This is a genomic window from Variovorax sp. SRS16 (assembly GCF_901827165.1).
Classification (GTDB): domain Bacteria; phylum Pseudomonadota; class Gammaproteobacteria; order Burkholderiales; family Burkholderiaceae_C; genus Variovorax.
Genome location: NZ_LR594666.1, coordinates 1,450,248 through 1,472,014, shown reverse-complemented (window position 1 = coordinate 1,472,014; position 21,767 = coordinate 1,450,248). Strand labels below are relative to the sequence as shown.

The 21,767-nt window shown below is 66.2% G+C and carries 21 protein-coding genes; 11 read left to right on the top strand and 10 right to left on the bottom strand.

The window, feature by feature from the left end:
• The first annotated feature begins 48 nt into the window (after positions 1-48).
• Positions 49-2,349, top strand: coding sequence for an NADP-dependent malic enzyme (locus E5P2_RS07105; protein ID WP_162566432.1), 2,301 nt, complete (start codon positions 49-51; stop codon positions 2,347-2,349).
• Between the two features lie 187 nt (positions 2,350-2,536).
• Positions 2,537-3,907 carry a nucleobase:cation symporter-2 family protein gene (locus E5P2_RS07100; RefSeq protein ID WP_162566431.1) on the top strand — a complete coding sequence of 457 codons (1,371 nt, stop codon included), beginning with the start codon at positions 2,537-2,539 and terminating at the stop codon, positions 3,905-3,907.
• Here the strand turns inward: E5P2_RS07100 and E5P2_RS07095 are convergent.
• A complete protein-coding gene (locus tag E5P2_RS07095) occupies positions 3,876-4,778 on the bottom strand; it encodes a LysR family transcriptional regulator (RefSeq protein WP_162566430.1) in 903 nt (300 codons plus the stop codon). The genes E5P2_RS07100 and E5P2_RS07095 overlap by 32 nt on opposite strands.
• A 210-nt stretch (positions 4,779-4,988) precedes the next feature.
• Here E5P2_RS07095 and E5P2_RS07090 point away from each other — a divergent pair, with 210 nt between their 5' ends.
• Genes E5P2_RS07090 through E5P2_RS07070 form a run of 5 tightly spaced genes read left to right on the top strand, consistent with a single transcriptional unit; the run spans position 4,989 to position 10,336 of the window.
• Positions 4,989-5,852: an FAD binding domain-containing protein gene (locus E5P2_RS07090; protein ID WP_162566429.1), complete on the top strand. Its 864-nt coding sequence runs from the start codon at positions 4,989-4,991 to the stop codon at positions 5,850-5,852.
• Positions 5,849-6,331, top strand: coding sequence for a (2Fe-2S)-binding protein (locus E5P2_RS07085; RefSeq protein ID WP_162566428.1), 483 nt, complete (start codon positions 5,849-5,851; stop codon positions 6,329-6,331). Before E5P2_RS07090 ends, E5P2_RS07085 begins: the two co-directional genes overlap by 4 nt.
• Complete coding sequence (locus tag E5P2_RS07080; RefSeq protein WP_162566427.1) at positions 6,328-8,622, top strand: xanthine dehydrogenase family protein molybdopterin-binding subunit; 2,295 nt, start codon at positions 6,328-6,330, stop codon at positions 8,620-8,622. The genes E5P2_RS07085 and E5P2_RS07080 overlap by 4 nt, the downstream gene beginning before the upstream one ends.
• A gap of 14 nt (positions 8,623-8,636) precedes the next feature.
• Positions 8,637-9,698, top strand: coding sequence for a CobW family GTP-binding protein (locus tag E5P2_RS07075; protein WP_162566426.1), 1,062 nt, complete (start codon positions 8,637-8,639; stop codon positions 9,696-9,698).
• A gap of 17 nt (positions 9,699-9,715) precedes the next feature.
• Positions 9,716-10,336: a UbiX family flavin prenyltransferase gene (locus tag E5P2_RS07070; RefSeq protein ID WP_162566425.1), complete on the top strand. Its 621-nt coding sequence runs from the start codon at positions 9,716-9,718 to the stop codon at positions 10,334-10,336.
• Between the two features lie 10 nt (positions 10,337-10,346).
• Here E5P2_RS07070 and E5P2_RS07065 read toward each other — a convergent pair whose 3' ends face one another.
• From E5P2_RS07065 to E5P2_RS07030, 8 genes are all read right to left on the bottom strand, one after another.
• On the bottom strand, positions 10,347-10,796 hold the full coding sequence (locus E5P2_RS07065) for a type IV pilin protein (RefSeq protein ID WP_162566424.1): 450 nt from the start codon (positions 10,794-10,796) through the stop codon (positions 10,347-10,349).
• A gap of 7 nt (positions 10,797-10,803) precedes the next feature.
• On the bottom strand, positions 10,804-14,379 hold the full coding sequence (locus E5P2_RS07060; RefSeq protein ID WP_232080610.1) for a pilus assembly protein: 3,576 nt from the start codon (positions 14,377-14,379) through the stop codon (positions 10,804-10,806).
• Between the two features lie 13 nt (positions 14,380-14,392).
• Positions 14,393-14,896: a pilus assembly PilX family protein gene (locus tag E5P2_RS07055; protein WP_162566423.1), complete on the bottom strand. Its 504-nt coding sequence runs from the start codon at positions 14,894-14,896 to the stop codon at positions 14,393-14,395.
• Complete coding sequence (locus E5P2_RS07050; RefSeq protein WP_162566422.1) at positions 14,893-15,981, bottom strand: PilW family protein; 1,089 nt, start codon at positions 15,979-15,981, stop codon at positions 14,893-14,895. Before E5P2_RS07050 ends, E5P2_RS07055 begins: the two co-directional genes overlap by 4 nt.
• Positions 15,978-16,511 carry a type IV pilus modification protein PilV gene (pilV, locus tag E5P2_RS07045; RefSeq protein ID WP_162566421.1) on the bottom strand — a complete coding sequence of 178 codons (534 nt, stop codon included), beginning with the start codon at positions 16,509-16,511 and terminating at the stop codon, positions 15,978-15,980. The genes E5P2_RS07050 and pilV overlap by 4 nt, the downstream gene beginning before the upstream one ends.
• Positions 16,512-16,527: 16 nt before the next feature.
• Positions 16,528-17,151: a GspH/FimT family pseudopilin gene (locus E5P2_RS07040; protein ID WP_197908459.1), complete on the bottom strand. Its 624-nt coding sequence runs from the start codon at positions 17,149-17,151 to the stop codon at positions 16,528-16,530.
• Between the two features lie 222 nt (positions 17,152-17,373).
• On the bottom strand, positions 17,374-17,940 hold the full coding sequence (locus E5P2_RS07035) for a hypothetical protein (RefSeq protein ID WP_162566420.1): 567 nt from the start codon (positions 17,938-17,940) through the stop codon (positions 17,374-17,376).
• A 53-nt stretch (positions 17,941-17,993) separates the two neighbouring features.
• Positions 17,994-18,671, bottom strand: coding sequence for a Vgb family protein (locus E5P2_RS07030; protein ID WP_162566419.1), 678 nt, complete (start codon positions 18,669-18,671; stop codon positions 17,994-17,996).
• Positions 18,672-18,821: 150 nt separating this feature from the next.
• Between E5P2_RS07030 and E5P2_RS07025 the strand changes: the two genes are divergently transcribed.
• The 3 genes from E5P2_RS07025 to E5P2_RS07015 are packed head-to-tail and all read left to right on the top strand — an operon-like array spanning position 18,822 to position 20,872.
• Positions 18,822-19,244, top strand: a complete 423-nt coding sequence (locus E5P2_RS07025) for a PaaI family thioesterase (RefSeq protein ID WP_162566418.1) — start codon at positions 18,822-18,824, stop codon at positions 19,242-19,244.
• A gap of 25 nt (positions 19,245-19,269) precedes the next feature.
• The gene (locus E5P2_RS07020; protein WP_162566417.1) at positions 19,270-20,484 is read left to right on the top strand and encodes an FAD-dependent oxidoreductase; all 1,215 of its coding nucleotides are present in this window, start codon (positions 19,270-19,272) and stop codon (positions 20,482-20,484) included.
• Between the two features lies 1 nt (position 20,485).
• Positions 20,486-20,872 (top strand): DUF4166 domain-containing protein, encoded by a 387-nt coding sequence (locus E5P2_RS07015; RefSeq protein ID WP_232080609.1) that lies wholly within the window; start codon positions 20,486-20,488, stop codon positions 20,870-20,872.
• Between the two features lie 17 nt (positions 20,873-20,889).
• On the opposite strand, the gene E5P2_RS07010 is transcribed toward E5P2_RS07015, so the two are convergent.
• Positions 20,890-21,354 carry an EVE domain-containing protein gene (locus E5P2_RS07010; RefSeq protein WP_162566416.1) on the bottom strand — a complete coding sequence of 155 codons (465 nt, stop codon included), beginning with the start codon at positions 21,352-21,354 and terminating at the stop codon, positions 20,890-20,892.
• Between the two features lie 92 nt (positions 21,355-21,446).
• Here E5P2_RS07010 and E5P2_RS07005 point away from each other — a divergent pair, with 92 nt between their 5' ends.
• A complete protein-coding gene (locus E5P2_RS07005; RefSeq protein WP_162566415.1) occupies positions 21,447-21,761 on the top strand; it encodes an EthD family reductase in 315 nt (104 codons plus the stop codon).
• Positions 21,762-21,767 lie beyond the last annotated feature (6 nt).

Below are 21,767 nucleotides of genomic sequence, written 5' to 3'. Positions count from 1 at the left end.
ATCAGTTTGGGGTAGCCTCTCTCCTGAGCCAAGAAGCAAGGAGACCCGATGGCACACAAGCTTTCCCCCGCCGAAGAAGCCCTGCGCGACGCAGCGCGCGAATACCACCGCTCGCCCGTCAAGGGCAAGATCTCGATCTCGCCCACCAAGCCGCTGCTGAACCAGCGCGACCTGTCGCTGGCCTACTCGCCCGGCGTCGCCTACCCCTGCCTGGACATCCAGGCCGACCCCTCGCTGGCCGCCGAATACACCTCGCGCGGCAACCTCGTGGGCGTCGTCACCAACGGCACCGCCGTGCTCGGCCTGGGCAACATCGGCCCGCTGGCCAGCAAGCCCGTGATGGAAGGCAAGGGCTGCCTGTTCAAGAAGTTCGCCGGCATCGACGTGTTCGACATCGAACTGGCCGAGAACGACCCCGACAAGCTGGTGGACATCATCGCCGCGCTCGAGCCCACGCTCGGCGGCATCAACCTCGAGGACATCAAGGCCCCCGAGTGCTTCTACATCGAGAAGAAGCTGCGCGAGCGCATGAACATCCCGGTCTTCCACGACGACCAGCACGGCACCGCCATCATCTCCGCGGCCGCGCTCATCAATGGCCTCGAACTGGTCGGCAAGAAGATCGAGGACGTGAAGATCGCCGTCTCGGGCGCGGGCGCCGCCGCCATCGCCTGTCTCGATGTCATGGTCGGCCTCGGCGCCAAGCCCGCCAACATCTTCGCGGTCGACTCCAAGGGCCTGATCTACATCGGACGCGCCGGCGGCTTCGACGATTCGAAGACGCGCTATGCCCAGCGCGACACCGGCGCGCGCACCCTGGCCGACGTCATGAAAGACGCCGACGTCTTCCTCGGCTGCTCGGCACCCGGCGTGGTCACGCAGGACATGGTCAAGAGCATGGCCCGCCAGCCCATCATCCTGGCCCTGGCCAACCCCGAGCCCGAGATCCGGCCCGAGCTGGCCAAGGAAGTGCGCCCCGACTGCATCATCGCCACCGGCCGTTCGGACTATCCGAACCAGGTCAACAACGTGCTGTGCTTCCCCTACATCTTCCGCGGCGCGCTCGACTGCGGCGCCAGCAAGATCACGGAAGAAATGAAGCTCGCCTGCGTGCGCGAGATCGCCGAGCTCACCAAGGCCGACATCAGCGAGGAAGTCGCCACCGCCTACGCGGGCCAGGAGCTCGCCTTCGGCCCCGACTACCTCATTCCCAAGCCCTTCGATTCGCGCCTGATCCTGCGCATCGCGCCGGCCGTGGCCAAGGCCGCCGCCGCCTCGGGCGTGGCGCTGCGGCCGATCGAGGATCTCGAAGCCTACCGCCAGCACCTCACGCGCTTCGTCTACCAGACCGGCATGTTCATGCGGCCGGTGTTCAGCGCCGCCAAGCTCGCGACCACCAAGCGCGTGGCCTATGCCGAGGGCGAGGACGACCGCGTGCTGCGCGCCGCGCAGCTGGCGGTCGACGAAGGCCTGGCCAAGCCGATCCTGATCGGGCGTCCCGCGGTGATCGAGACGCGCATCAAGAAGGCCGGACTGCACATCCGCCTGGGCACCGACGTCGACTGCGTCAACCCCGAGGACGATCCGCGTTTTCGCACCTACTGGGAGACCTACCACAAGCTCATGGGCCGCCGCGGCATCTCGCCCGAGGCCTCCAAGGCGATGGTGCGGCGCTCCAACACCACCATCGCGGCGCTGATGGTGCACCTGGGCGATGCCGATGCGATGCTGTGCGGCCTGGTCGGGCGCTTCGACAGCCACTTGAAGATCCTGGACAACGTGCTGGGCCTGAAGCGCGGCGCGCCGGGCTTCGCGACGCTCAATGCGCTCACGCTCGAGAAGTACACGATGTTCATCGCGGACACCAACGTGCACGAGGACCCGAGCGCCGAGACGCTGGCCAACATCGCGCTGATGGCGGCCGAGGAAGTGCGCCGCTTCGGGCTGCCGCCCAAGGTGGCGTTCCTGTCGCACTCCAACTTCGGCTCGTCCGAGCGCGGCTCGGCCCGCAAGATGCGGCTGGCGCGCGACCTGTTCGCGCGCATGGCGCCCGACATCGAGTGCGACGGCGAGATGCACGGCGACGCGGCGCTGTCGGAGACGGTGCGCCTGAACGCGATGCCCGAGACCACGCTCAGGGGCGAGGCCAACCTCTTGATCTGCCCCAACCTCGATGCAGCGAACATCCTGTTCAACGTGCTCAAGATGACCGGCGGCAACGGCGTGACGGTCGGGCCGATCCTGATGGGTGCGGCGGGCTCGGCCCACATCCTCACCACTTCGTCGACCGTGCGCCGCGTGGTCAACATGACCGCGCTCGCCGTCGCCAACGCGACCTCGTCGAAGTAAGCGTTCGAGCCCTTGAATGACGCCCCGCCGCGATGCCCGCGTCGGGGCGTTTTTGTTGGCGGTCTTTCATCACCGTTCCCGATGAATTTATAGCAACTGCGTCATTTACCGATCGGATCCGCGATGCAAACATGCGCCAGGGCTCGAAGAAGCCGCCGTGCGCAAGACATCCACGTAGGAGACATCCATGACGACGAATGCAGTGAGCGATCCGGTCAACGAAATGCTGCCCCTGCCGAAGCTGGCCACGCTCGGTCTGCAGCACGTGCTGGTGATGTACGCAGGCGCGGTCGCTGTGCCGCTGATCATCGGCGGCGCGCTGAAGATGTCGCGCGAGGAGATCGCGTTCCTGATCAGCGCCGACCTGCTGTGCTGCGGCCTGGTCAGCCTGATCCAGTGCGTCGGCCTCTGGAACGTGGGCGTGCGTCTGCCCATCATGATGGGTGTGGCCTTCACCGCGGTCGCACCGATCATCGCGACCGGCTCCGATCCGCGGCTGGGCGTGCCGGCGATCTTCGGCGCTGTCATCGCCTCGGGCGTCTTCACCTACTTAGCTGCGCCGTACATGAGCCGCATGGTGCGCTTCTTTCCGCCGGTGGTGACCGGCACCGTGGTGCTGCTGATCGGCGTTTCGCTGATGAAGATCGGCATCAACTGGGCGGCCGGCGGCGTGCCGATGATCCATGGGCCGAGCGGCATGGTGCCGAACCCGCAGTACGGCGCGCCCGTCAATCTGGGCCTGGCCGCCTTCGTGCTGGTGACGATCCTGCTGCTGACCGCCTTCCTGAAGGGCTTCATGGCGAACATCGCGGTTCTGCTGGGCATGACGCTCGGATTCGTCGTCGCGGCCGCGATGGGCCAGGTGCACTTCGGCGGCATCGCGGAGGCCGGCTGGCTGCGCGTCGTGCTGCCCTTCCACTTCGGCTTCCCGACCTTCGACGCGCTGTCGATCATCACGCTGTGCCTGGTGATGATCGTGATGATGATCGAGTCCACCGGCCTCTTTCTCGCGATCGCGGAAATCAACGAGCGCCCGCTGACGCAGAACGACCTGGCGCGCGGTCTTCGCGCCGACGGCATCGGCAACATCATCGGCGGGATCTTCGGCACCTTCACTTACACCTCCTATGCGCAGAACGTCGGCCTGGTGCAGGTCACCGGCGTGCGCAGCCGCTGGGTGGTGGCCGCGGCCAGCGTGATCCTGATCGTGCTCAGCTGCCTGCCGAAACTGTCGGTGCTGGTGGCCGCGATCCCGAATGCGGTGCTCGGCGGCGCGGCGCTGGTGATGTTCGGCATGGTCGCGGCCACCGGGGTGAAGATCCTGGCCAAGGTCGACTTCACCGGCGACCGGCGCAATCTCTACATCGTCGCGCTGGGCGTCGGTGTCGGTCTGATCCCGGTGGTGGCCGACCGCTTCTTCGCCCAGCTGCCGGACCTCGCGGTGCGCTTCTTCCAGAATGGCATCCTGATCGGCACGCTCACCGCGGTCTTGCTGAACCTGCTGTTCAACGTCCGCCGGCCGGTGCTCACACCGTCAGTAGCTGCGCTCGACGCTTGAAGAGCAGATCGCTGAAATTCTGCGCCGCCGGCGAGAGCGAGCGGTCGGCGTGGAACAGCAGCGCGATCTTGCGCGTGATGACCGGATTCACCACCGGCTTGACGACCAACCCCAGCGCCAGCGCGAGCCGCGTCGCGGTGGTCGTCAGCACCGCGATGCCCAGGCCGCCCTCGACCATGCCGATGATCGTGAGCGGCAGCGCCACCTCGTAGGAGCGCGTCAGCGTGATGCCGTGGCGCGCGAGCGTCATGTCGATCTGCTCGCGCAGCGGATTGCCGGCCGGCGATCCGATCAGCGGATAGCCTTCCAGGTCGCGCCAGGTGAGCTCCTTCTTGCGCGACAGCGCATGGCCCGCCGGCATCATCACCGCGTAGGTGTCGGTGGTCAGCAGGCGCGACGCCACGTCCTGGCGCAGGCCGGACTCGGTGCCGATGCCGAAGTCCACCGCGCCCGAGCGCACCATCTCCGGCACGTCGGGCTGCGCCACGTCGTGCAGGTCCACGGTGACGCCCGGATGCACCACGCCGAACTCGCGGATCATGCGCGGCAGCATCAGCGCGGCCTGCAGCGAGGACGCGGCGATCGACACGCGCCCGCGCCCCAGCGTCTTCAGGTCGCTCGAACTGCCGAGCACGCTGTCGAGGTCGGCCAGCGCCTTGCGCGCCAGCGGCAGGATCTCGGCGCCGGCCTGCGTGAGGCTGAGCATGCGCGTGTGGCGGTCGAACAGCCGCAGGTCGAGGTTGGCCTCGAGCTCGCGCACCAGCGAGCTGACCGTGGACTGCGACAGCTCCAGCTTGTCGGCCGCGCGCGTGAAATGCTTGGCTTCCGCGACCTCGACGAAGGCGCGCAGTTGACGCAGGGTCACGTTCATCTTGTTCATCGATCAATGCCCCGGTTTGAATGGCTGAGCCGATGGTAGTCACAGCTGCGGCCGCACGCGACCTCGAAATGATCGACTCGGGAAAGTCCGGAGTGGCTCATCGTGAATGCCGATGAATTTATCCGTTTAAGCATATTTACCGATGAACCGTCAATCGCCACCATTGTCATCACCGACCCACGTACGCAGGGGCAAAAGACGATGAGACGATTCGAATACAACGACCCGCAGACGATCCCCGAAGCGATCGCGCTGATGGCCCGGCTCGAAGGCGCCAAGAGCCTGTTCGCCGGCGGCACCGACCTGCTGGTCGAGATCCGCGAGCACATCCGCCGGCCGGCCCATCTGATCGACCTGAAGAAGATCGCCGGCCTCGACGGGCTGACCTTCGATCCGCAACACGGCCTGCGCTGCGGCGCGCTGGTGACGGTGCGCCGGATCGAAACCTCGCCCATCGTGCGCCAGCACTACCGCAGCCTGATGAGCGCGGCGCGCGAGCTCGGCTCGGTCCAGGTGCGCAACCGCGCGACGCTCGGCGGCAATGTCTGCCGCGCGTCGCCCTCGGCCGACACGCTGCCGCCGCTGGTGGCCGACGGCGCGCGCGCCACGCTCGAAGGCGCCGGGGGCCGGCGCAACGTGGCGCTGGAGGATTTCTTCACCGGCCCGGGACGCACGCTGCTGCAGAGCGACGAGATCCTGGTCGAGTTCCAGATCCCCGCGCCGCCGCCGCACACCGGCAAGGCCTACCTGAAGCACGGCCGGCGCAAGGCGATGGAGCTGGCGACCGTGGGCGTGGCCGTGACGCTGAGCCTGCACGAGGGCCGCGTGAGCCATGCGCGCATCGTGCTCGGCGCCGTCGCGCCGACACCGCTGCGCGCACTGCGCGCCGAAGCATTGCTGATGGGCGAGAAGCCGAACGACGCCGTGTTCGCCGCGGCGGCGCAGGCGGCGCTCGAGGAATCGCGCCCCATCACCGACGTGCGCGCCAGCGCCGACTATCGGCGCCGCATGGTCGGCGTGCTCACACATCGGGCCCTGACACAGGCCCTGGAGGCCGTGCAATGAAGCGAGTGATTCAAGTCCGCATCAACGGCGAGGAGCGCGAGCTGGTGGTCGAGCCCTACCGCAGCCTGCTCGACACGCTGCGCAACGAGGCCGCGCTGACCGGCACCAAGAAAGGCTGCGACGTCGGCGACTGCGGTGCCTGCACCGTGATCCTCGACGGCAACCCGGTCAACGCCTGCCTGGTGCTGGCCGTCGAAGTCGCGGGCCGCAGCGTCGAGACCATCGAGGGCCTGCAGCATGCGCCGGACCAGGTGCATGCGCTGCAGGACAACTTCATGCGCTGCGGCGCGGCGCAGTGCGGCTTCTGCACGCCCGGCATCCTGATGATGGGCAAGTCGCTGCTCGACCACAACCCGAACCCGAGCACCGACGAGATCCGCTTCGCGCTCGCCGGCAACATCTGCCGCTGTACCGGCTACACCAAGATCATCGAGGCGATCTCGCAGACCGCGTGCGCGCACAAGGAGGAAGTGCAATGAAGCGCGACATCGATCTCGCCGAGCCGGCGCACAAGGTCATCGGCCACAGCGTCAAGCGGCGCGACCTGCTCGACAAGGTCACCGGCCAGGCCGTGTACGCGGGCGACCTCACGCTGCCGGGCATGTTGCACGGCAAGATGCTGCGCAGCAAGATCGCGCATGCACGCGTCGTGCGCATCGATGCGAGCAAGGCGCTGGCGCTGCCCGGCGTGAAGGCGGTGCTGACGCACGAGAACGTGCCACGCGTGCTGCACTATGGCTCGCCGCATCCGCGCTCGGCCTCGTGCACCAAGGACCAATACATCTTCGACACCAAGGTGCGCTACTGGGGCGAAGGCGTCGCGGTGGTCGCGGCCATCACCGAAGAGATCGCCGAAGAGGCGCTGGACCTGATCGAGGTCGAGTACGAGCCGCTGCCCGCCGTCTTCACCGTGCAGGACGCGATGCAGCCCGGCGCGCCGCTGCTGCACGACGTCGGCCCGGGCGGCAACCTGGTACTGCCGCCGGTGATCGTCAAGCGCGGCGATATCGAGCGCGGCTTCGCCGAGGCCGACTTCGTGATCGAGGGCGAGTTCGAGCTCGGCCGCCCGACCGCGTCGTACATGGAACCCAACATCTGCGTCTGCCAGTGGGACAGCAACGACAAGCTCACTTGCTGGGTGTCGACGCAGACCGCCTTCATGGTGCGCGGCGCGCTGGCCGAGGTGCTCGGCGTGCCGCTGCACCGGGTGCGCGTGCTGGTCGATCACATGGGCGGCGGCTTCGGCGCCAAGCAGGATCTTTTCCAGCACGAGTTCCTCTGTGCGCTGCTGGCGCGCGAGACGCGGCGACCGGTGCGCATGGAATTCACGCGCAAGGAGACCTTCCTCGGCGGCCGCTCGCGGCACCCGGCCAGCATCTGGCTCAAGCAGGGGTTCAGGAACGACGGCACCATCACCGCGCGGAAGGCGCGCGTGATCTACAACTCGGGCGCCTACGGTTCGCACGGCCCGGGCGTCACCACCGTCGGCACCAACGCGCTGAGCTCGCTCTACCGCTGCGACAACGTCGAGCTCGAAGGCCTGTGCGTCTACACCAACAACCCGATTGCCGGCGCCTTCCGCGGCTACGGCGTGGTGCAGACCTACTACGCGCTCGACATCCAGATGGACGAGGCGGCCGCGCGCCTGGGCATGGACCCGGCCCAACTCAAGCTGCAGAACGTGGTGCGCGAAGGCGACATCGCGCCCTCGGGCCATCCGGTCGTCGGCCACGGCCTGCCCGACTGCGTCGTGCGCGGCATGGCCGAGGTGGACTGGGAAGCGCAGCGCCGCCGCCCGCGCGACACCAGCGGCCCGCTGCGCCGCGGCTGGGGCATCGGCTGCGAGATGCACGGCTCCAGCGCCTACCCCGGCATCAAGGAACAGGGCAACGCGATCGTCAAGATGAACGAGGACGGCACCGCCGCCCTGCTCACCGGCGCCGCCGGCCTCGGCACCGGCGCGCACACCGCGCTGGCGCAGATCGTCGCCGAGGAATTGCACCTGCCCTTCGAGGACGTCAGCGTGGTGCATGGCGACACTGACGTCGTGCCCTGGGACATCGGCGCCTTCGCCAGCCACACCACCTACCTCGTGGGCCGGGCCGCGCAGATGGCGGCCGCCGAAGTGCGGCAGCAGGTGATGCAACAAGCGGCCATCCGGCTCGAAGCCGAACCCAATGCGCTGACCTGGCTCGACGGCCGCATCGTGCTGCGCGAGGATCCGCTGCGCGGCCTGACGGTGCGCGAAGCGGTGTCGCCGACGCGCGGCATTCCGTCGGCCCACATCATCGGCCACGGCAGCTACATGCCGACCAAGTCCTATTCCTTCGCAGCGCACTTCGTCGAGGTCGCGGTCGACATCGAGACCGGCCAGGTGCACGTGCTGCAGGTCGTGCCGGTGCACGAGTTCGGCAAGGTGATCCATCCGGTCGCTGCATCGGGACAGATCGAGGGCGGCATCCAGCAGGGCATCGGCCACACGCTGACCGAGGACTACCTGGTCGACACGACGACCGGCCGTTCGCTGAACGCGAGCCTGGTCGACTACAAGATGCCGCTGTCGATGGACATGCCGCCGATCCGCACCATCATGCTGGAGACCGCGCCCGACCCCGGTGGTCCCTTCGGCGCCAAGGGCGTCGGCGAGGATCCGATCGTGGCCATCGGCCCGGCGATCGCGAGCGCGATCTACGACGCCATCGGCGTGCGCTTCCGCTGCTACCCGATCACGCCAGAGAAAGTGCTGCAGGCCCTCGCGGCCCAGCAGTGAAGGAGCAAACCATCATGCGATTCCCCAATGCCCAACGCGCCGACGCGCCGACCGATACGCCGCCCGTCGACATCGCGCAACCCGTCCCGGTGACCATCCTCACCGGCTTCCTCGGCGCCGGCAAGACCACGCTGCTCAACCACATCCTGACCGAGAAGCACGGCCTGCGCATCGCCGTGATCGAGAACGAGTTCGGCGAGGTCGATGTCGATTCCGATCTGGTGATGACCTCGGAGGAAGAGATCTTCCAGATGACCAACGGCTGCATCTGCTGCGTGGTCGATGTGCGCACCGACCTCGTGCGCATCCTGCAGACGCTGCTCGCACGGCCCGAGCCCTTCGATCACATCCTGGTCGAGACCAGCGGCCTGGCCGATCCGACGCCGGTGGCCGCGACCTTCTTCATGGACAACGAGGTCGCGCGCCGCGTGCGGCTCGACGGCATCGTGACGCTGGTCGACGCGCTGCACATCGAGAGCCATCTCGACGATCCGCAATTGCGCGACCACGACAACCAGGCGATCGACCAGATCGTCTCGGCCGACCGCATCATCGTCAACAAGACCGACCTGGTGGACGAGGCGACGCTGCAGCGCGTCGAGCGGCGCCTCTGCACGCTCAACGAAGGCGGCCAGGTGATGCGCTCCAACCATGCGCAGGTCGACCTGACGCAGATCCTCGGCATCAGCGGTTTCGACTCGGCTTCGCAGCTGGTCACCGAGGCCGACTTCCTCGATCTCGGCGGGCATCGACACGATCCGTCGGTGGCCTCGGTGTCGCTGGTGTTCGACGCGCCCTTCCGCCGCGAAGCGCTCGAAGAGGCGCTGCGCGAGTTGCTCGACGCCGATGGCGAGAACATCTTCCGCCTGAAGGGCATCGTCGCCATCGCCGGCCATCCGCGCCGCCATGTGCTGCAGGGCGTGCACCGCGTGCTCGACCTGCGGCCGGCCGCGAGCTGGGGCGAGGCCGCGCCCGAGAGCAAGTTCGTCTTCATCGGACGCGCGCTCGATCCGCTTCGGCTGCGCCTCGTGCTGCAGGCCTGCCTGCAGACCGATGCCATGAGCGTTGCCGCCTGAGGCACGACGAACTCGCCATGCATGAAGCGGCACCGCGTCGGATCATCGTCGGCATCAGCGGTGCCTCGGGCGCGATCCTCGGCGTGCGGCTGCTCGAACTGCTGCGAGAACTCGATGTCGAAAGCCACCTGATCGTCAGCAAGTCGGCGCAGGTCACGCTGGCCTACGAGACCGACCTGAAGCTCAAGGACGTGACGGATCTCGCCGACCACTGCTATCGCAGCGACGACATGGCGGCCTGCATTTCCAGCGGCTCGTACCGCACGCTCGGCATGGTGATCGCGCCCTGCTCGATGCGGACGCTGGCCGAGATCGCGAGTGCGAATTCATCCTCGCTGCTCACGCGTGCGGCCGACGTGGTGCTGAAGGAGCGCAAGCGCCTGGTGCTGCTGGCGCGCGAGACACCGCTCAACCTGGCCCACATCCGCAACATGCTGGCCGTCACCGAGATGGGCGCGATCGTTGCGCCGCCGGTGCCGGCCTTCTATGCGCGCCCGGCGAATCTCGAACAGATGATCGACCACACGCTCGGCCGCGTGCTCGACCTGTTCGACATCGACACCGGGGGCGTCAAGCGCTGGTCGGGCAGCAGCCGGCATGCGCAGTTGCCGCCGGCCAATGAAGACGGCGACGCCTGAGTCGGGGGTTTCATTGTCCCCAGCACGAAGCGCTGGCCACGCCTTGACTGTCGAGCGCCGTCTTGCTGTTCGTCTGGTCGATGGAGAGGGATGCGCACGCGGTATCGGCCAGTTGAGATCCCGACGGGGTCGCGGTAAGCAGGTATGAGGTCGCGCTTTGCGTCAGCACCACGGTGTAGAAGTTCTGCGCTGATGTCTGCGGAAAGACCGGCAAAGCGGCGCATGTCTGGCTGTACGAATAGTTCTGCGCATAGCAACGTTCGAGAATCGCCTGATCCTGCGTCAGGGCCGCGTAGGCATCGGAGCGGTGCGATCGCAATACATAGCTGCGATAGGAAGGCATTGCGATGACGGTCAGCAGCGCCACGATGGCGAGCGTGATCATCAGTTCCAGCAACGTGAAGCCGGAGATGGCCGTTCGGCGTTTGCACGTGTTCGAGAAAGCAAATGAATCGTTCATGGCATCGTCACTGGATCTGCCACCACGCGATGGAATGCGTGTTGTTGTTCGGGTTGAGGATCGATGGCTGCGTTCCATTCGACAGCGTGATGTTCTTGACCATCTGATTCGACTTGTTCGGCCCGAGAATCGTCGGTGAACTGCCATATCCCGCAGTGCCCAAGCCCACGCCCACGGGATTGCTACCGTTGTAGGCGTCGTTCAGATCGATGACGAGATTCCCGTTGACATCCAGCTGCGGCTGCGAGAACGCGCCGCCAGTGGCGTAATTGAGTTCCAGCAGCACCGGTGCCGCCTGAATTCCGCAACTGGTCGAAGGCGGTGTATTGAGGGTGGTGATGAAGGCACCGTTGAGCAATTGCGGGTCCGTCATGACTCGCTGTCCGGCAGTGGGAAGATCGTCATACCAGCCCACCTTGCTGCTGAAATCCACTCTCGAATTCGTAGCGGTGAGAATGTCCTGCGGCAGCCCGGACTGCGCGGCCGTGACCAGGGTCAGCGTCTGCGATTGAAGATTGCTGCGTTGGTAGGGGTAGCCGCTTCCGGTCGGGCTGTCCAATATCCCGTAGACGGATTGGACCTGCGTACCCGAGAGGTCGCTGGCCGTCAGAAACTGCCCGGTACCGAACATCACGAAAAGCCCGGCGATGTGTGGATACTGGGGATTCAAGGTGACGACAGGCGCGGTGGTGATAGGTTGCGCGGCTCCGGCTGCATCCCGCGCCTGGAACAGCAGCTTGACCGACCATGCGCTGGGCGTGGCACTGCTCACGTCGATGGCCCACAGATTGCCCTGCAGGTCGCCCGCGTAGACCTTCGTGATGGCCGCGGACTGAAGCCCGTCCGAGTTGGCCACACTCACCGTGGAAAGCCCTTCGGGCGCGGTCGCCAAGCACGCATTCGACGGGACGCCTGACGCGGAACACAGATCGATCTTGGCGATGGTCTCGCCCGTCTGCGGATTCACCGCAAAGAGAATCGCGTGATTGGACGGGCTGTTGTAGCCATTGCCGAAGAAGACCGCATAGTTGGGCGATGCCGCAATCGCTGCGATGGTCGGCTGGCTGTAGGAAAGCCCCATGTCGCTGTCGCTGAATTCCCACTTCACGGCGTTTGCCACAGCCGTCTCGCTGGTCAGCGTCGACGGGTCGGTCACATCCAGCGCGTAGACCGTGCGTCCCCCGCCATTCTCGCCACCGACGAGCATCGTGTGCCAACTGCCGTCGGAGAATTGAACGTCGCCGGATTGCGGCGACCCGTCCACGAAGAACAGATGACTCTGGTTGTAGAACGGCGCGCTGAGTTGGTAGAGATTGGAGAACACGCCATTGGGAACGAACGCGAACTGCTCGCTGCCGTTGCTCGCATTGATCCCATGCAGCATGCCGTCGTTGGCGCCGACATAGAGCATGGGGGCTCGGTTGGCATGCCTGGATTGGAAGGTGAAATAACTGGTCGAGAAATAGGTTCCGTTCGGCGCACCCACATACGCGGCCTGGCTGTCGACGATGTCGCCCAGCAAGTGGGATCGATTGCGGAATGTTCCACCATTGCGAGCTTCGCCGGAGGTATCGCCGCGCAGATAGGCCAGTCGACCTTGGCCCGCAGTGTCGGAAGGCTGCAGCAGCGACTGCTGGGCCGGACTGATCCCCGAAGAGGCCGCGCTACCCGGCCATTCGAACGGCACCCCGGCATTGAGCACCGGGTTCCAGGTCGCGATCATGCGTGATGAAGACCAGCCGGTGCCTGCGGCCTGGGCATCGAGCAAGGTCCGGGCCGACCAGATCGGTCCGCCGGTCGGCGCGCCGGTCGCCGGATCCAATGCCTTGGCGAACAGATCGCCGGTCCAATCCTGGTAGGGTGTATCGCTGGAAACGAGATTCGCCTGGTATTCGACGCTGCCGCTTTGCAGATGGCTGGAGTTCACGGAAGAGGCGGTCAAGCTCGCTGCTGCGTTCTGCACCGCGACGAGAATGCCGTTCAGGTCGTCGACAAGAGCAGCAGGGCTGGTCGCGGGATAGTAGTTGGCGGTTCCACCTGCGACGGCGATCGCCTTCAGCGTCGCGGCCGCTTGTGGATTGAGCGTCGGGTCGACACCGGCTCCCAGACCCACGACATAGGTCTTGATGCCCACGCTGCGAAGCGCCTTGGTGCTTTCAATGGCGTCGTGCACCGCCTGATTGTTGGTGGATGCCAGGGAACCGTCGTCATTGAAGTTGGCCGTGATGCCGAAGCCAGCGGCCGCGGCACTGCCCAATGGCGGCCATGCACCACCGCTCAGATCCATGGTCGGAAGACCGTCCGAGAGCAGGACCACATATTGCTGAGGCGCACATCCTCCGACGCTGTTCGGGGCCACGCGGCCAAAATACGATTTGACGCCGGTCAGCAGGCCCGCGATCGGGGACTGGCTGGCTACCGATTTGATATCCGGAGCGTCGATGTCCATGGATTCGGACTGAAGAGAAGGCAAGAAGGTGTTGAGTGCAGCCGTGACGTCGGTCGCTGCCGGATTGGCGCCGAGCTTGGTCATGTCAACGACGACGTGGCCATCTCCGGGAGAGGCATATTTACTGAACCCGAAGCCACGCTGGGCATACAGGATTTGCGACGAGTATGCGGCGTAGCCTGCGTTGGAAGGCACCGATGTATTGGGCTGTCCAGCGGGCGCAGTGTTGGGATAGCTGATCAGGGTTCGGCGTGCGTTGAAATCAGACAGCTTGAAGTAGGGCGGATAGGGTGACTTGGGCGTCGGCTCTCCGTATTTGTAGAAGACCGGCGCAAGCCCTGTTCCCAGGTAATACACATCGTTGATATTCGGGTCGTCGCTCGACGCCCCGATTTGCGCGTACGCGCTGCCTGACAGCGTCGCCGAGTCCACCAGTCCGCTGTTGGCGATGGAATCGCAAGTGGTGCCGACCAGCGTCGTCGCGCTGCTCTTGTAGTTGGCGCACGGGTTGGTGATGTATCGCTTCCCTGGTTCCTGGGTGTTGGTGTAGACGAAGCCTCCGGTGTCCGGCGACATGTAGTAGGCATATGTCAGGTACACCCCATCGGCCTCGGATTGGTAGTCCATCAACCCGAAATCGGTGTTTTGCAAGTAGCTCTGCAAGGTCGCCATGATGCCGGCCTTGGCGACGTTCAACCGGCTCGGCCCGTTGTCTACTGGCCAACCCTGGGCATCGACGGCCGTGTAAGGCGCCATGCCGGTGGAATCGGCAGGCTGCCGCGGTGGTGTGAAGCCGGCGGGTACCGCATAGTTCACCGGCGAACTCGAACTGCCCAGCTCATCGATCGGGAATACCAGACCGTAGTCGGCATAGATCGGGATGCTTCGCATGCCCGATCCGGTCATGATCGCGCCGCTCAGGGTACCGTCCATCGACGATGAATTGGCGAGGGCGAAGACGACCTGCGGACGCCCAGGCGTCGTCAATGCGAGAGGCACTTGCGAAATGAGCAATGTCGGATTGGAAGCCATGGCCTCCAACAGGCCTCCTCCCATCGACAGCAGCACCGCCAGGGGAATGCCCCACCAGCGGATTCCGGGTACCCACGAGCGAACGCGGCGCATTGTTTTCATGGTCTTGGTCCACCTATTGAAGCGACACCGTGCTTTGAAGCATCACGGGAGACCCTCCGCTCTTGCCGGTCGCCCGCACGGTGATGCGGTACACCCGTATCGCTGTCTTCGTGCTGATGCCCGGCTTGGGCACGGGCGGCAGCTTCTCGATCACATAGGCTGACGGTGCATTCGAGCCACCTTGAAAGCCTTGCAGCACCGCGCTCGTCGATGTCCAGATGGCCGGGTTCTTCCAAACCGGATCGGCTGTGGGGTCGAGGATGTAGAGCCCGTTCTGGTTTGCCGCAAAACTGCTGTCGGAATAGGTTCCGCCGATCAACGCGTTCTCGACCTGGGCGAGCGTGCCCTCGGCCGTCTGGAATGCCACCATGCTGTCCGCGGAATTCGTGGCGACACGCGTTTGCGTCGTGTTCAGCGAAAACGCTGCAAGAGCGAGAATGGTGAGCATGACGAGCAACATCACGGTGCTCAGCAGCACCGCACCGCGCTGTGAAGATGACGTCGTGGCGTTCATCATGATGTGGCGTTGCGCAGATTGATCGTCATCTCGTACACGTGGCGAAGCCGCGTGTCGGCGGGCGGCGTGACGGCAGTGCCCAGCAGCATGAAGGGCGACGCGGCGGCGCCTGTCCCCGAGCCGGCCCTTCCTTCGATCAGGAAAGACAAGCGCACGCTGGACACCGCCGTCCAATCGGTCACGGCGCCGGCTGGCACGTATTGCGCAATCACGAAGTTCGCATTGCTTCCGTAGAGCACCTGCATGCTCTCGACGCCGGGTACCAATTGCTCGATATTCCAGCCGGTGGTGGTGAGCGTTGCGCGCATCAACGCGCTTTGGTCCGCGTCGGTGTGCGAAACGAAGAAGGCGGTCTGACTCAGGGGGATCACTTGTGCCCCCACTCCATAGTTCACGGGGAAAGTCGCAGCCGCGTTGGTCAACGCGGCCGCACCCGCGTCGCGCGCGATGGTGGTCTGGGAGATGGTGGCGCCGGTGTTCAGAAAGATCGTCGATTTGCCGCAGTCGGATATCGCGGCGAACTGGCCGGGCGCCATGGCGCTGGCATCCTTGACCTGCAGCGGACCTGCGGCAACTCCGGCGCCGCTGGTGAGCGCGGTCGGGGCACTGCCGGCGACCGCGCCCAGAACGACCAGCACGTCGCTGCCCGGCAGCACATGGCCTGCCAATTGCACGTCCAGCGAGGGCGACCAGTGGGACGGGTCGGCATCGTTGTTGGCGTTGTCCGTCGCGATGCTCAGGGTGCTGCCATCGCCCGCCGTGTTCGAGGCGTCGTAGCCCATCACGCCCGTGGATACGTTGGCCAGATTGCCCAAGGGCGGCGACCCACCGGGCACCAGGTTGGAGGCTGCGCCGCTGATCGACGAGCATCCGACGAATCCTGCCGCGCGCACGGTCGGACCCACGAGGCCGGCAATCGCGTTGTCTGCATCCTGAATGGCGGCTTGTCCCTGTGAAGCCTTGTAGACCTGCGACTGCGCGACGTAGGCGCTGACCACGACGCCGACGAGCAGGATGCCGAGGCTGATGGCGATCATCAGCTCGATGAGCGAGAGACCCTTTTGTGAATGCGAGGCGCTCTTCATAGCAAGGTCGTGACCACGAAGTTCGCGATGCTCGGATGCCCCGCCGCGTTCGGCGACGCAGCGTCGAGCTTCCGGTAGGCCGGCGAGTCGTCCCACTGCACGGTGACCGTCACCAGCGTGTCGCTTCCCGAGGCCTGGGTCACGATGGAGCCGCTGCCCATGGGCAGTCGGGCGATGTCCTTGATGTCCTTGCTCAGCCAGTACCACGTGTCGTACGCCGCCAGTTGCTCCGGCGTGCAACTGACGCTGCCGCAGTCCGTCGCGGGCGCGGACGGATAGGTCGGCGTTCCGCTCGTGACGAGGTTGTTGACATCGTAGTTTCCGGTCAGGGCCGCTTGCCGATTTGCACGGGCACGGTCGACGGCGTCATAGGCCAGTTGCACTGCCTGCTGCTTCATGATGCTCGACGTGTTGGCTTTCATCGTCACGAGCAGCAGGCCCGCAACGCCCAGCAGTCCGAACGACAACACCAGAAGTGCGATGAGCACTTCGAGCAGCGCAAAGCCTTTTTGATGCGGGTGGGAAACCATGGCGATCTCCGTTCATTCAAGGGCAGGTCAATGCGCCGCCCCAGGCCGCCTGGCCGGGTGTCGAGCCCACCTGCACGAAGCCGGTGGCAACTGTCTGCACCGATCGCGCATAGGCAGCGCCGCGGGCGTCGCAGATCTTGAAATGCGCGGCCGTGCTGGCCAGTCCGTGCGAGTCGAAGCTCACGCTGGCCAGCGAATGACCGTTGACATCCGTGGCGGACAGCGCGGGGCCGGCCACGGGCGCACTCGATCGCTGGAGCAGCGAGGGCGAACCATCCGGATCGCTGACCAGCATCCAGCCTGCGCTCCAATCGGTTCCGCAAGCGGTGGACCCGGGTGCTCCGACAGGGCAGACGCGCGCCGGAACGGTCGCCTTCAGCGCCGAGCCGCGTGCGTAGTTGAGTGCGTTGACGAGACTGTCGGCCAGTCCGGTGAGACGATTGTTCATCACCATGACTTGAAATGCCGGTGCCGCGAGAGACAGAAGAATGACCACGATGGTGGTCGTGATCAGCAATTCGATCAACGTGAAGCCCGCGAGCGCGGCTTTCGACGCGGCCTTGACCTTCGGCCCACGGATGCCGAAGGCGCGAGAAGCGCAGGCAGTGTGGCAATGGAGCGAATACATCTGCATTGGCATCGGCAATTGAAGGATCAGTCAGCGTTCGTCGTTCGTTCTGTGCGGGCGGACCTCATGCCTCATTGGATGAGGCGACGCGAGCTTAGGCATCGCCCGGATCGAGCACCTGACGCGCGCGACAATTGGCGAGAAAGTGGTGGAACAAATTGGCGGAAATGGGGCGATTTCCTGAATCGCTCCATGGCGGAGCGCCACGCCAGCAAGGATGAGAAAGCCTGGCGGCTATCGCCGGTGGCGTCGAAGCAGGCGAGCGCCCGCGTCAAAGCCGCGGCAGGCCGCGGCAGCCATCACGCCGGTGACGGCGAGCATCGCCGCCGTGTGAAGACCGACCGCCGCGAGCGCCAGCAGCAGCGAGCCCGATGCGGTGATCTCGCGGGCCGGCGTCCCGCTCATGCACAGCGGGATCAGCGCCGGCACCAGCATCAGACCGGCACCGTGCGCGGTGGACATCATGAAGGACCAGAGCGCCAGCCCCGCACGCCCTGCCGGCGCCCCCGGCAGCCGGACCCTGCGGCCCGACAGATGAAGCGCCACCACGACGACCAGCAGCCCGCCCGCCACCGCCTGCATCACGACACGGTCCATCGACAAGCCGAGCGCCACCGCACCGGCCACCAGCGCGACCGAGACGGCATGCCCGGCCGCGATCGGCATCAGCGCCCGCAGCGCCTGCATCCGATCGCGCGAACGCACGCCCCAGGCCGCGGCGGCCATCCAGCCGGTGGCGGGATTCAGCCCGTGCAGAGCGCCGACCCCTGCGACCGCGAGCCAGGGCCAGAGGCTTGCCATGATGCGCGTCCGATGTCAGGCTGCCCGGCGCCGGGCATCCGCGTGGCAGGCGCTCACGAGGCGACTCGCTTCGGACGCCGCACGGCGCGAACCTTGCCGCTCGCGCCGCCGCCGCAATAGAAGAGCTCCGCCCCATCGGACTCGAGGCCGCTGACGCCAGTGCCGCGCGGCATCTCCAGCCGATCGAGCACGGCGCCGCTCTGCGGATCGATGCGGCGGATCTCGCTCTCGTCGCCTTCCCATGTGCCGTGCCACAGCTCGCCGTCGACCCAGGTCACGCCGGTGACGAAGCGGTTGGACTCGATGGTGCGCACGACGGCACCGGTCGCCGGATCGATCTGGTGGATCTTGCGATCGCGGTACTGGCCCACCCACAGGCTGCCCTCGGCCCATGCGAGCCCCGAGTCGTAGCCGTGGCCGGGCGCCGGGATCGACGCCAACACCTCGCCGGTGGCCGGATCGATCTTGTCGATGCGCGCCTCGGCGATCTGATAGAGGTAGGTGCCGTCGAAGGCGGTGCCGGCATCTCCGGCATGGGCCAGCGTGCGCGTGGGCTCGCCACTCGCGGGATCGAAGGCGACCAGTTGGGCGCCGGTCGCGGCCCACACGTTGAAGCCGTCGTGGCTGACGCCGTGGACCTGGGCGGCGCCGGCGAAGGGGCCGTATTCGCGCACGATCTCGGCCGCATGCACCGGTGGCTGGGGTCTGTTCCTGCTCGTCTTGCCTGTCATCGCTGGCTCCTTGCGGCACACCAGGGATCGGCGCCGTCCAGTCACTCTAACCAGGTGGCAGCGCCGCGGGGAGTAACAATGTCGTCGTGAATCCGGTCCACGGCCGGCCTTCGACGAAACACCATCCAGCCCGATGCACTCCATACCCCGATGAACGAAATACAGAGAAAAATCACCGACAGCTTCGATGCACAAGGGCTGATGACGACCCTTGGTGCAAGGCTCGCACGGGTCGCGGATGGCGAGGTCCACATCGAGATGCCGTTCGCCGCCGGGCTTTCACAGCAACTCGGCTATGTGCATGCGGGCGCGATCACCAGCATCGTCGACAGCGCATGCGGCTATGCCGCGTTGACGAAGGCGCCATCCGAATTCGAGGTTGTCACCGCGGAGTTCAAGATCAACTTCCTGCGGCCGGCCCTCGGGGAGCGCTTCCTGGCCATCGGGCGGGTGCAGAATTCCGGCAAGCTCCTCACGGTCTGCGTGGGCGAAGTCCGAGCCTTCTCTGGAGCCGGAGATGCCCACAAGGTGGTGGCCCTCATGCAGGCCACCATCGTCAATGTCCGGCGGTGATGCGGCTGGCCGGATTCATCGCCGCATGCAACAGCCACCCACGACCCTGAACATCGGCATTGCCGGCGCTGGGCCGGCCGGTCTGGCTACCGCCATCGCGTTGAGCCGCCTCGGTCATCGGATCGAGGTGTTCGAAAAGCATCCCACGCTCGAGCCACTCGGCGCCGGGCTCCTCATCCAGCCGCAGGGCCTGCACGCGCTCGATGCGCTGGGCGTGCGGCGCGCGTTCGACCACGTCAGCGTTCCCATCGAGCGGCTCCTCGGTACCAGCCACCGCGGCTGGCGCGTGGTCGACATCGACTACCGCGACGCGCCGGCGCGCGCGGTCAGCCGCGCAGCGCTGTCGCGAGTTCTTCACCAGGAAGCGCGGGCAGCGGGCGTGCGTTTTTCGCTGGGATGCGAGGTCGAATCCCTGACCGCCGTTGATGGCCGCGCGCGCGCGCTCACGCATCGAGGCACCGCGGAATTCGACCTCTTCGCCATTGCCGACGGCGCCGCTTCGCGCCTGCGGGAAAGCGTCGGCCTTGCGGGCGCAGCGAGGGCCTACCCGTGGGGTGCACTGTGGGGCCAGTTCTGGGTTCCTGCGTGGGACGAGCCGGCCGTGCTGCGCCAGCGCCTGCGGGGCACGTCGGAAATGATGGGGCTGCTGCCGACCGAGATCTCGGGCCGCTCGGTTCGCCTTTCTTTCTTCTGGAGCCTGCGACGCGACCGCCATCCGGACTGGCAGGCGAGCGATCTCGACGCATGGCGCTCGCATCTGCTGTCGCTGTGGCCGGAAGCGGAGCCCGTGGTCGCGCAGATCCGACGCCATGACGATCTGTCGTTTGCGGTCTATCGCCATTCGTGGCCACGCACGATGGGGCGAGGGCCTCTCTGCGTGGTGGGCGATGCCGCTCACGCGATGAGCCCGCAACTCGGCCTGGGGACCACGCTCGCGATGCAGGACGCGCTCGCACTGGCCGAGGCCGTGGAACGCCATGGTGCAGCGGCGGCAGCAGCAGCGCAGGCCTATTCCGATCAGCGGTTGCGACGCTCGCAGGTGGTCCAGACGCTCAGCAGGGTATTGACGCCATGTTTCCAGGCCCGCGGCGGCGGCCTCTGGCGCGACGCCGTCTTTGCCATGGGGCTTCGCATGCCGGGCGTGCCGTGGCTGATGAAGCGCAGCCTGGCCGCGCCTCCGGCCGAGCGTGCGACTGCGTCGCAGGCCTCCGAACCCAGCAGGCCCGCAGGCCTCGGCTGACATGCGCACGGCGTCCATGTACCAGCGCGCGATGGGTGCAAGTTTCGATCGCCTGCCGCTCGCGGTCCGGCGCTTCCACCAACTGGCCGGCTCGCAGGAGCTTCACGGCTGGGTCGACATCGAGGCACCGTCGTCCGTCGCGGCAAGCCTGCTCGCAGCACGCCTGTGCTTCGATCTGCGCGAAGCCGGCGGCAAGCTCGAGATGCATCTGAGCGGCTTGCGTTTTCTGGGCGTGCCTTGTCCGCGCTGGCTGCTGCCGCGGCTCATCGCCGAGGAGTCGGGCGACGGCGACCGGCTGCACTTCCGGGTTCGGGCATCGCTGCCGCTCATCGGCACCGTCACGAGCTACCACGGCCACCTGACCGTCGCCGAATCGGAACCGGCCTGACGGCCGCTTTCGCTGCTTCAGGCCAGCATCTTCCCGACGATCAACGTCCAGTGCGCCGCATCGACCGGCGTGATCGACAGCCGGTTGCCCCTGCGCAGCACCAGCATGTCGGCCAGCGCGGGCGTCGCGCGCAGCTCGGGCAGGCCCAAGAGGCGGGTCTTGCGCAGCGCCTGCACGTCCAGCAGCAGCCAGCGCGGGTCTTCGACTTTGGAGGCCGCATCGTGGTAAGGCGACTTCGGATCGAATTGCGTCGGATCGGGCCGCGTGCCCGAGGCCACGCGTGCGATGCCGACGATGCCGGGCTCGGGGCAGCTCGAGTGATAGAACAGCACGCCGTCGCCGACCTTCATCGCATCGCGCATGAAGTTGCGCGCCTGGTAGCTGCGCACGCCGGTCCACGGCACGGTGGCGCGGGGCGCGGCCAGCGCGTCGTCGATCGAGCATTCGTCGGGCTCGGATTTCATCAACCAGTACTGGGTCATGGCAGGTTCGCGGGTTTTTCGCCAATATAGCCGGCTTGTTTCCCGCCGTGCGCGCCCCTATGCTCGCAGACCTGTCACTACGAGAACCCGTCATGATCAAAGTCAGCGTGATGTACCCCCACACCGACGGCGCGCGTTTCGACCACGCCTACTACCGCGACAAGCACATGCCCCTGCTCAAGAGCCGCATGGGCGAGGCCTGCAAGTCCTACACGATCGACCGCGGCCTGGCCGGCGGCGCGCCGGGCTCGCCGCCGGTCTATGTCGGCATGTGCCACATCTTCTGCGATTCGGTCGAGGCCTTTCAGGCCGCCTTCGGCCCGCACATGAAGGAGATCATGGGCGACATCGCGAACTACACCGACCTGAAGCCGGTGATGCAGATCAGCGAAGTGGTGGTGGGCTGAGGCCCT

Excerpts from the sequence above, each read along its gene's own strand:
- E5P2_RS07035 (WP_162566420.1), bottom strand. The coding sequence starts at position 17,940 with ATGGCAAGCCTCTGGCCCTGGCTCGCGGTCGCAGGGGTCGGCGCTCTG.
- E5P2_RS07105 (WP_162566432.1), top strand. The coding sequence starts at position 49 with ATGGCACACAAGCTTTCCCCCGCCGAAGAAGCCCTGCGCGACGCAGCG.
- E5P2_RS07080 (WP_162566427.1), top strand. The coding sequence starts at position 6,328 with ATGAAGCGCGACATCGATCTCGCCGAGCCGGCGCACAAGGTCATCGGC.
- E5P2_RS07050 (WP_162566422.1), bottom strand. The coding sequence starts at position 15,981 with ATGAAGAGCGCCTCGCATTCACAAAAGGGTCTCTCGCTCATCGAGCTG.
- E5P2_RS07010 (WP_162566416.1), bottom strand. The coding sequence starts at position 21,354 with ATGACCCAGTACTGGTTGATGAAATCCGAGCCCGACGAATGCTCGATC.
- E5P2_RS07075 (WP_162566426.1), top strand. The coding sequence starts at position 8,637 with ATGCGATTCCCCAATGCCCAACGCGCCGACGCGCCGACCGATACGCCG.
- E5P2_RS07095 (WP_162566430.1), bottom strand. The coding sequence starts at position 4,778 with ATGAACGTGACCCTGCGTCAACTGCGCGCCTTCGTCGAGGTCGCGGAA.
- E5P2_RS07015 (WP_232080609.1), top strand. The coding sequence starts at position 20,486 with ATGCGCACGGCGTCCATGTACCAGCGCGCGATGGGTGCAAGTTTCGAT.
- E5P2_RS07025 (WP_162566418.1), top strand. The coding sequence starts at position 18,822 with ATGAACGAAATACAGAGAAAAATCACCGACAGCTTCGATGCACAAGGG.
- E5P2_RS07040 (WP_197908459.1), bottom strand. The coding sequence starts at position 17,151 with ATGCCAATGCAGATGTATTCGCTCCATTGCCACACTGCCTGCGCTTCT.
- E5P2_RS07005 (WP_162566415.1), top strand. The coding sequence starts at position 21,447 with ATGATCAAAGTCAGCGTGATGTACCCCCACACCGACGGCGCGCGTTTC.
- E5P2_RS07085 (WP_162566428.1), top strand. The coding sequence starts at position 5,849 with ATGAAGCGAGTGATTCAAGTCCGCATCAACGGCGAGGAGCGCGAGCTG.
- E5P2_RS07100 (WP_162566431.1), top strand. The coding sequence starts at position 2,537 with ATGACGACGAATGCAGTGAGCGATCCGGTCAACGAAATGCTGCCCCTG.
- E5P2_RS07060 (WP_232080610.1), bottom strand. The coding sequence starts at position 14,379 with ATGAAAACAATGCGCCGCGTTCGCTCGTGGGTACCCGGAATCCGCTGG.
- pilV (WP_162566421.1), bottom strand. The coding sequence starts at position 16,511 with ATGGTTTCCCACCCGCATCAAAAAGGCTTTGCGCTGCTCGAAGTGCTC.
- E5P2_RS07090 (WP_162566429.1), top strand. The coding sequence starts at position 4,989 with ATGAGACGATTCGAATACAACGACCCGCAGACGATCCCCGAAGCGATC.
- E5P2_RS07030 (WP_162566419.1), bottom strand. The coding sequence starts at position 18,671 with ATGACAGGCAAGACGAGCAGGAACAGACCCCAGCCACCGGTGCATGCG.
- E5P2_RS07065 (WP_162566424.1), bottom strand. The coding sequence starts at position 10,796 with ATGAACGATTCATTTGCTTTCTCGAACACGTGCAAACGCCGAACGGCC.
- E5P2_RS07020 (WP_162566417.1), top strand. The coding sequence starts at position 19,270 with ATGCAACAGCCACCCACGACCCTGAACATCGGCATTGCCGGCGCTGGG.
- E5P2_RS07055 (WP_162566423.1), bottom strand. The coding sequence starts at position 14,896 with ATGATGAACGCCACGACGTCATCTTCACAGCGCGGTGCGGTGCTGCTG.
- E5P2_RS07070 (WP_162566425.1), top strand. The coding sequence starts at position 9,716 with ATGCATGAAGCGGCACCGCGTCGGATCATCGTCGGCATCAGCGGTGCC.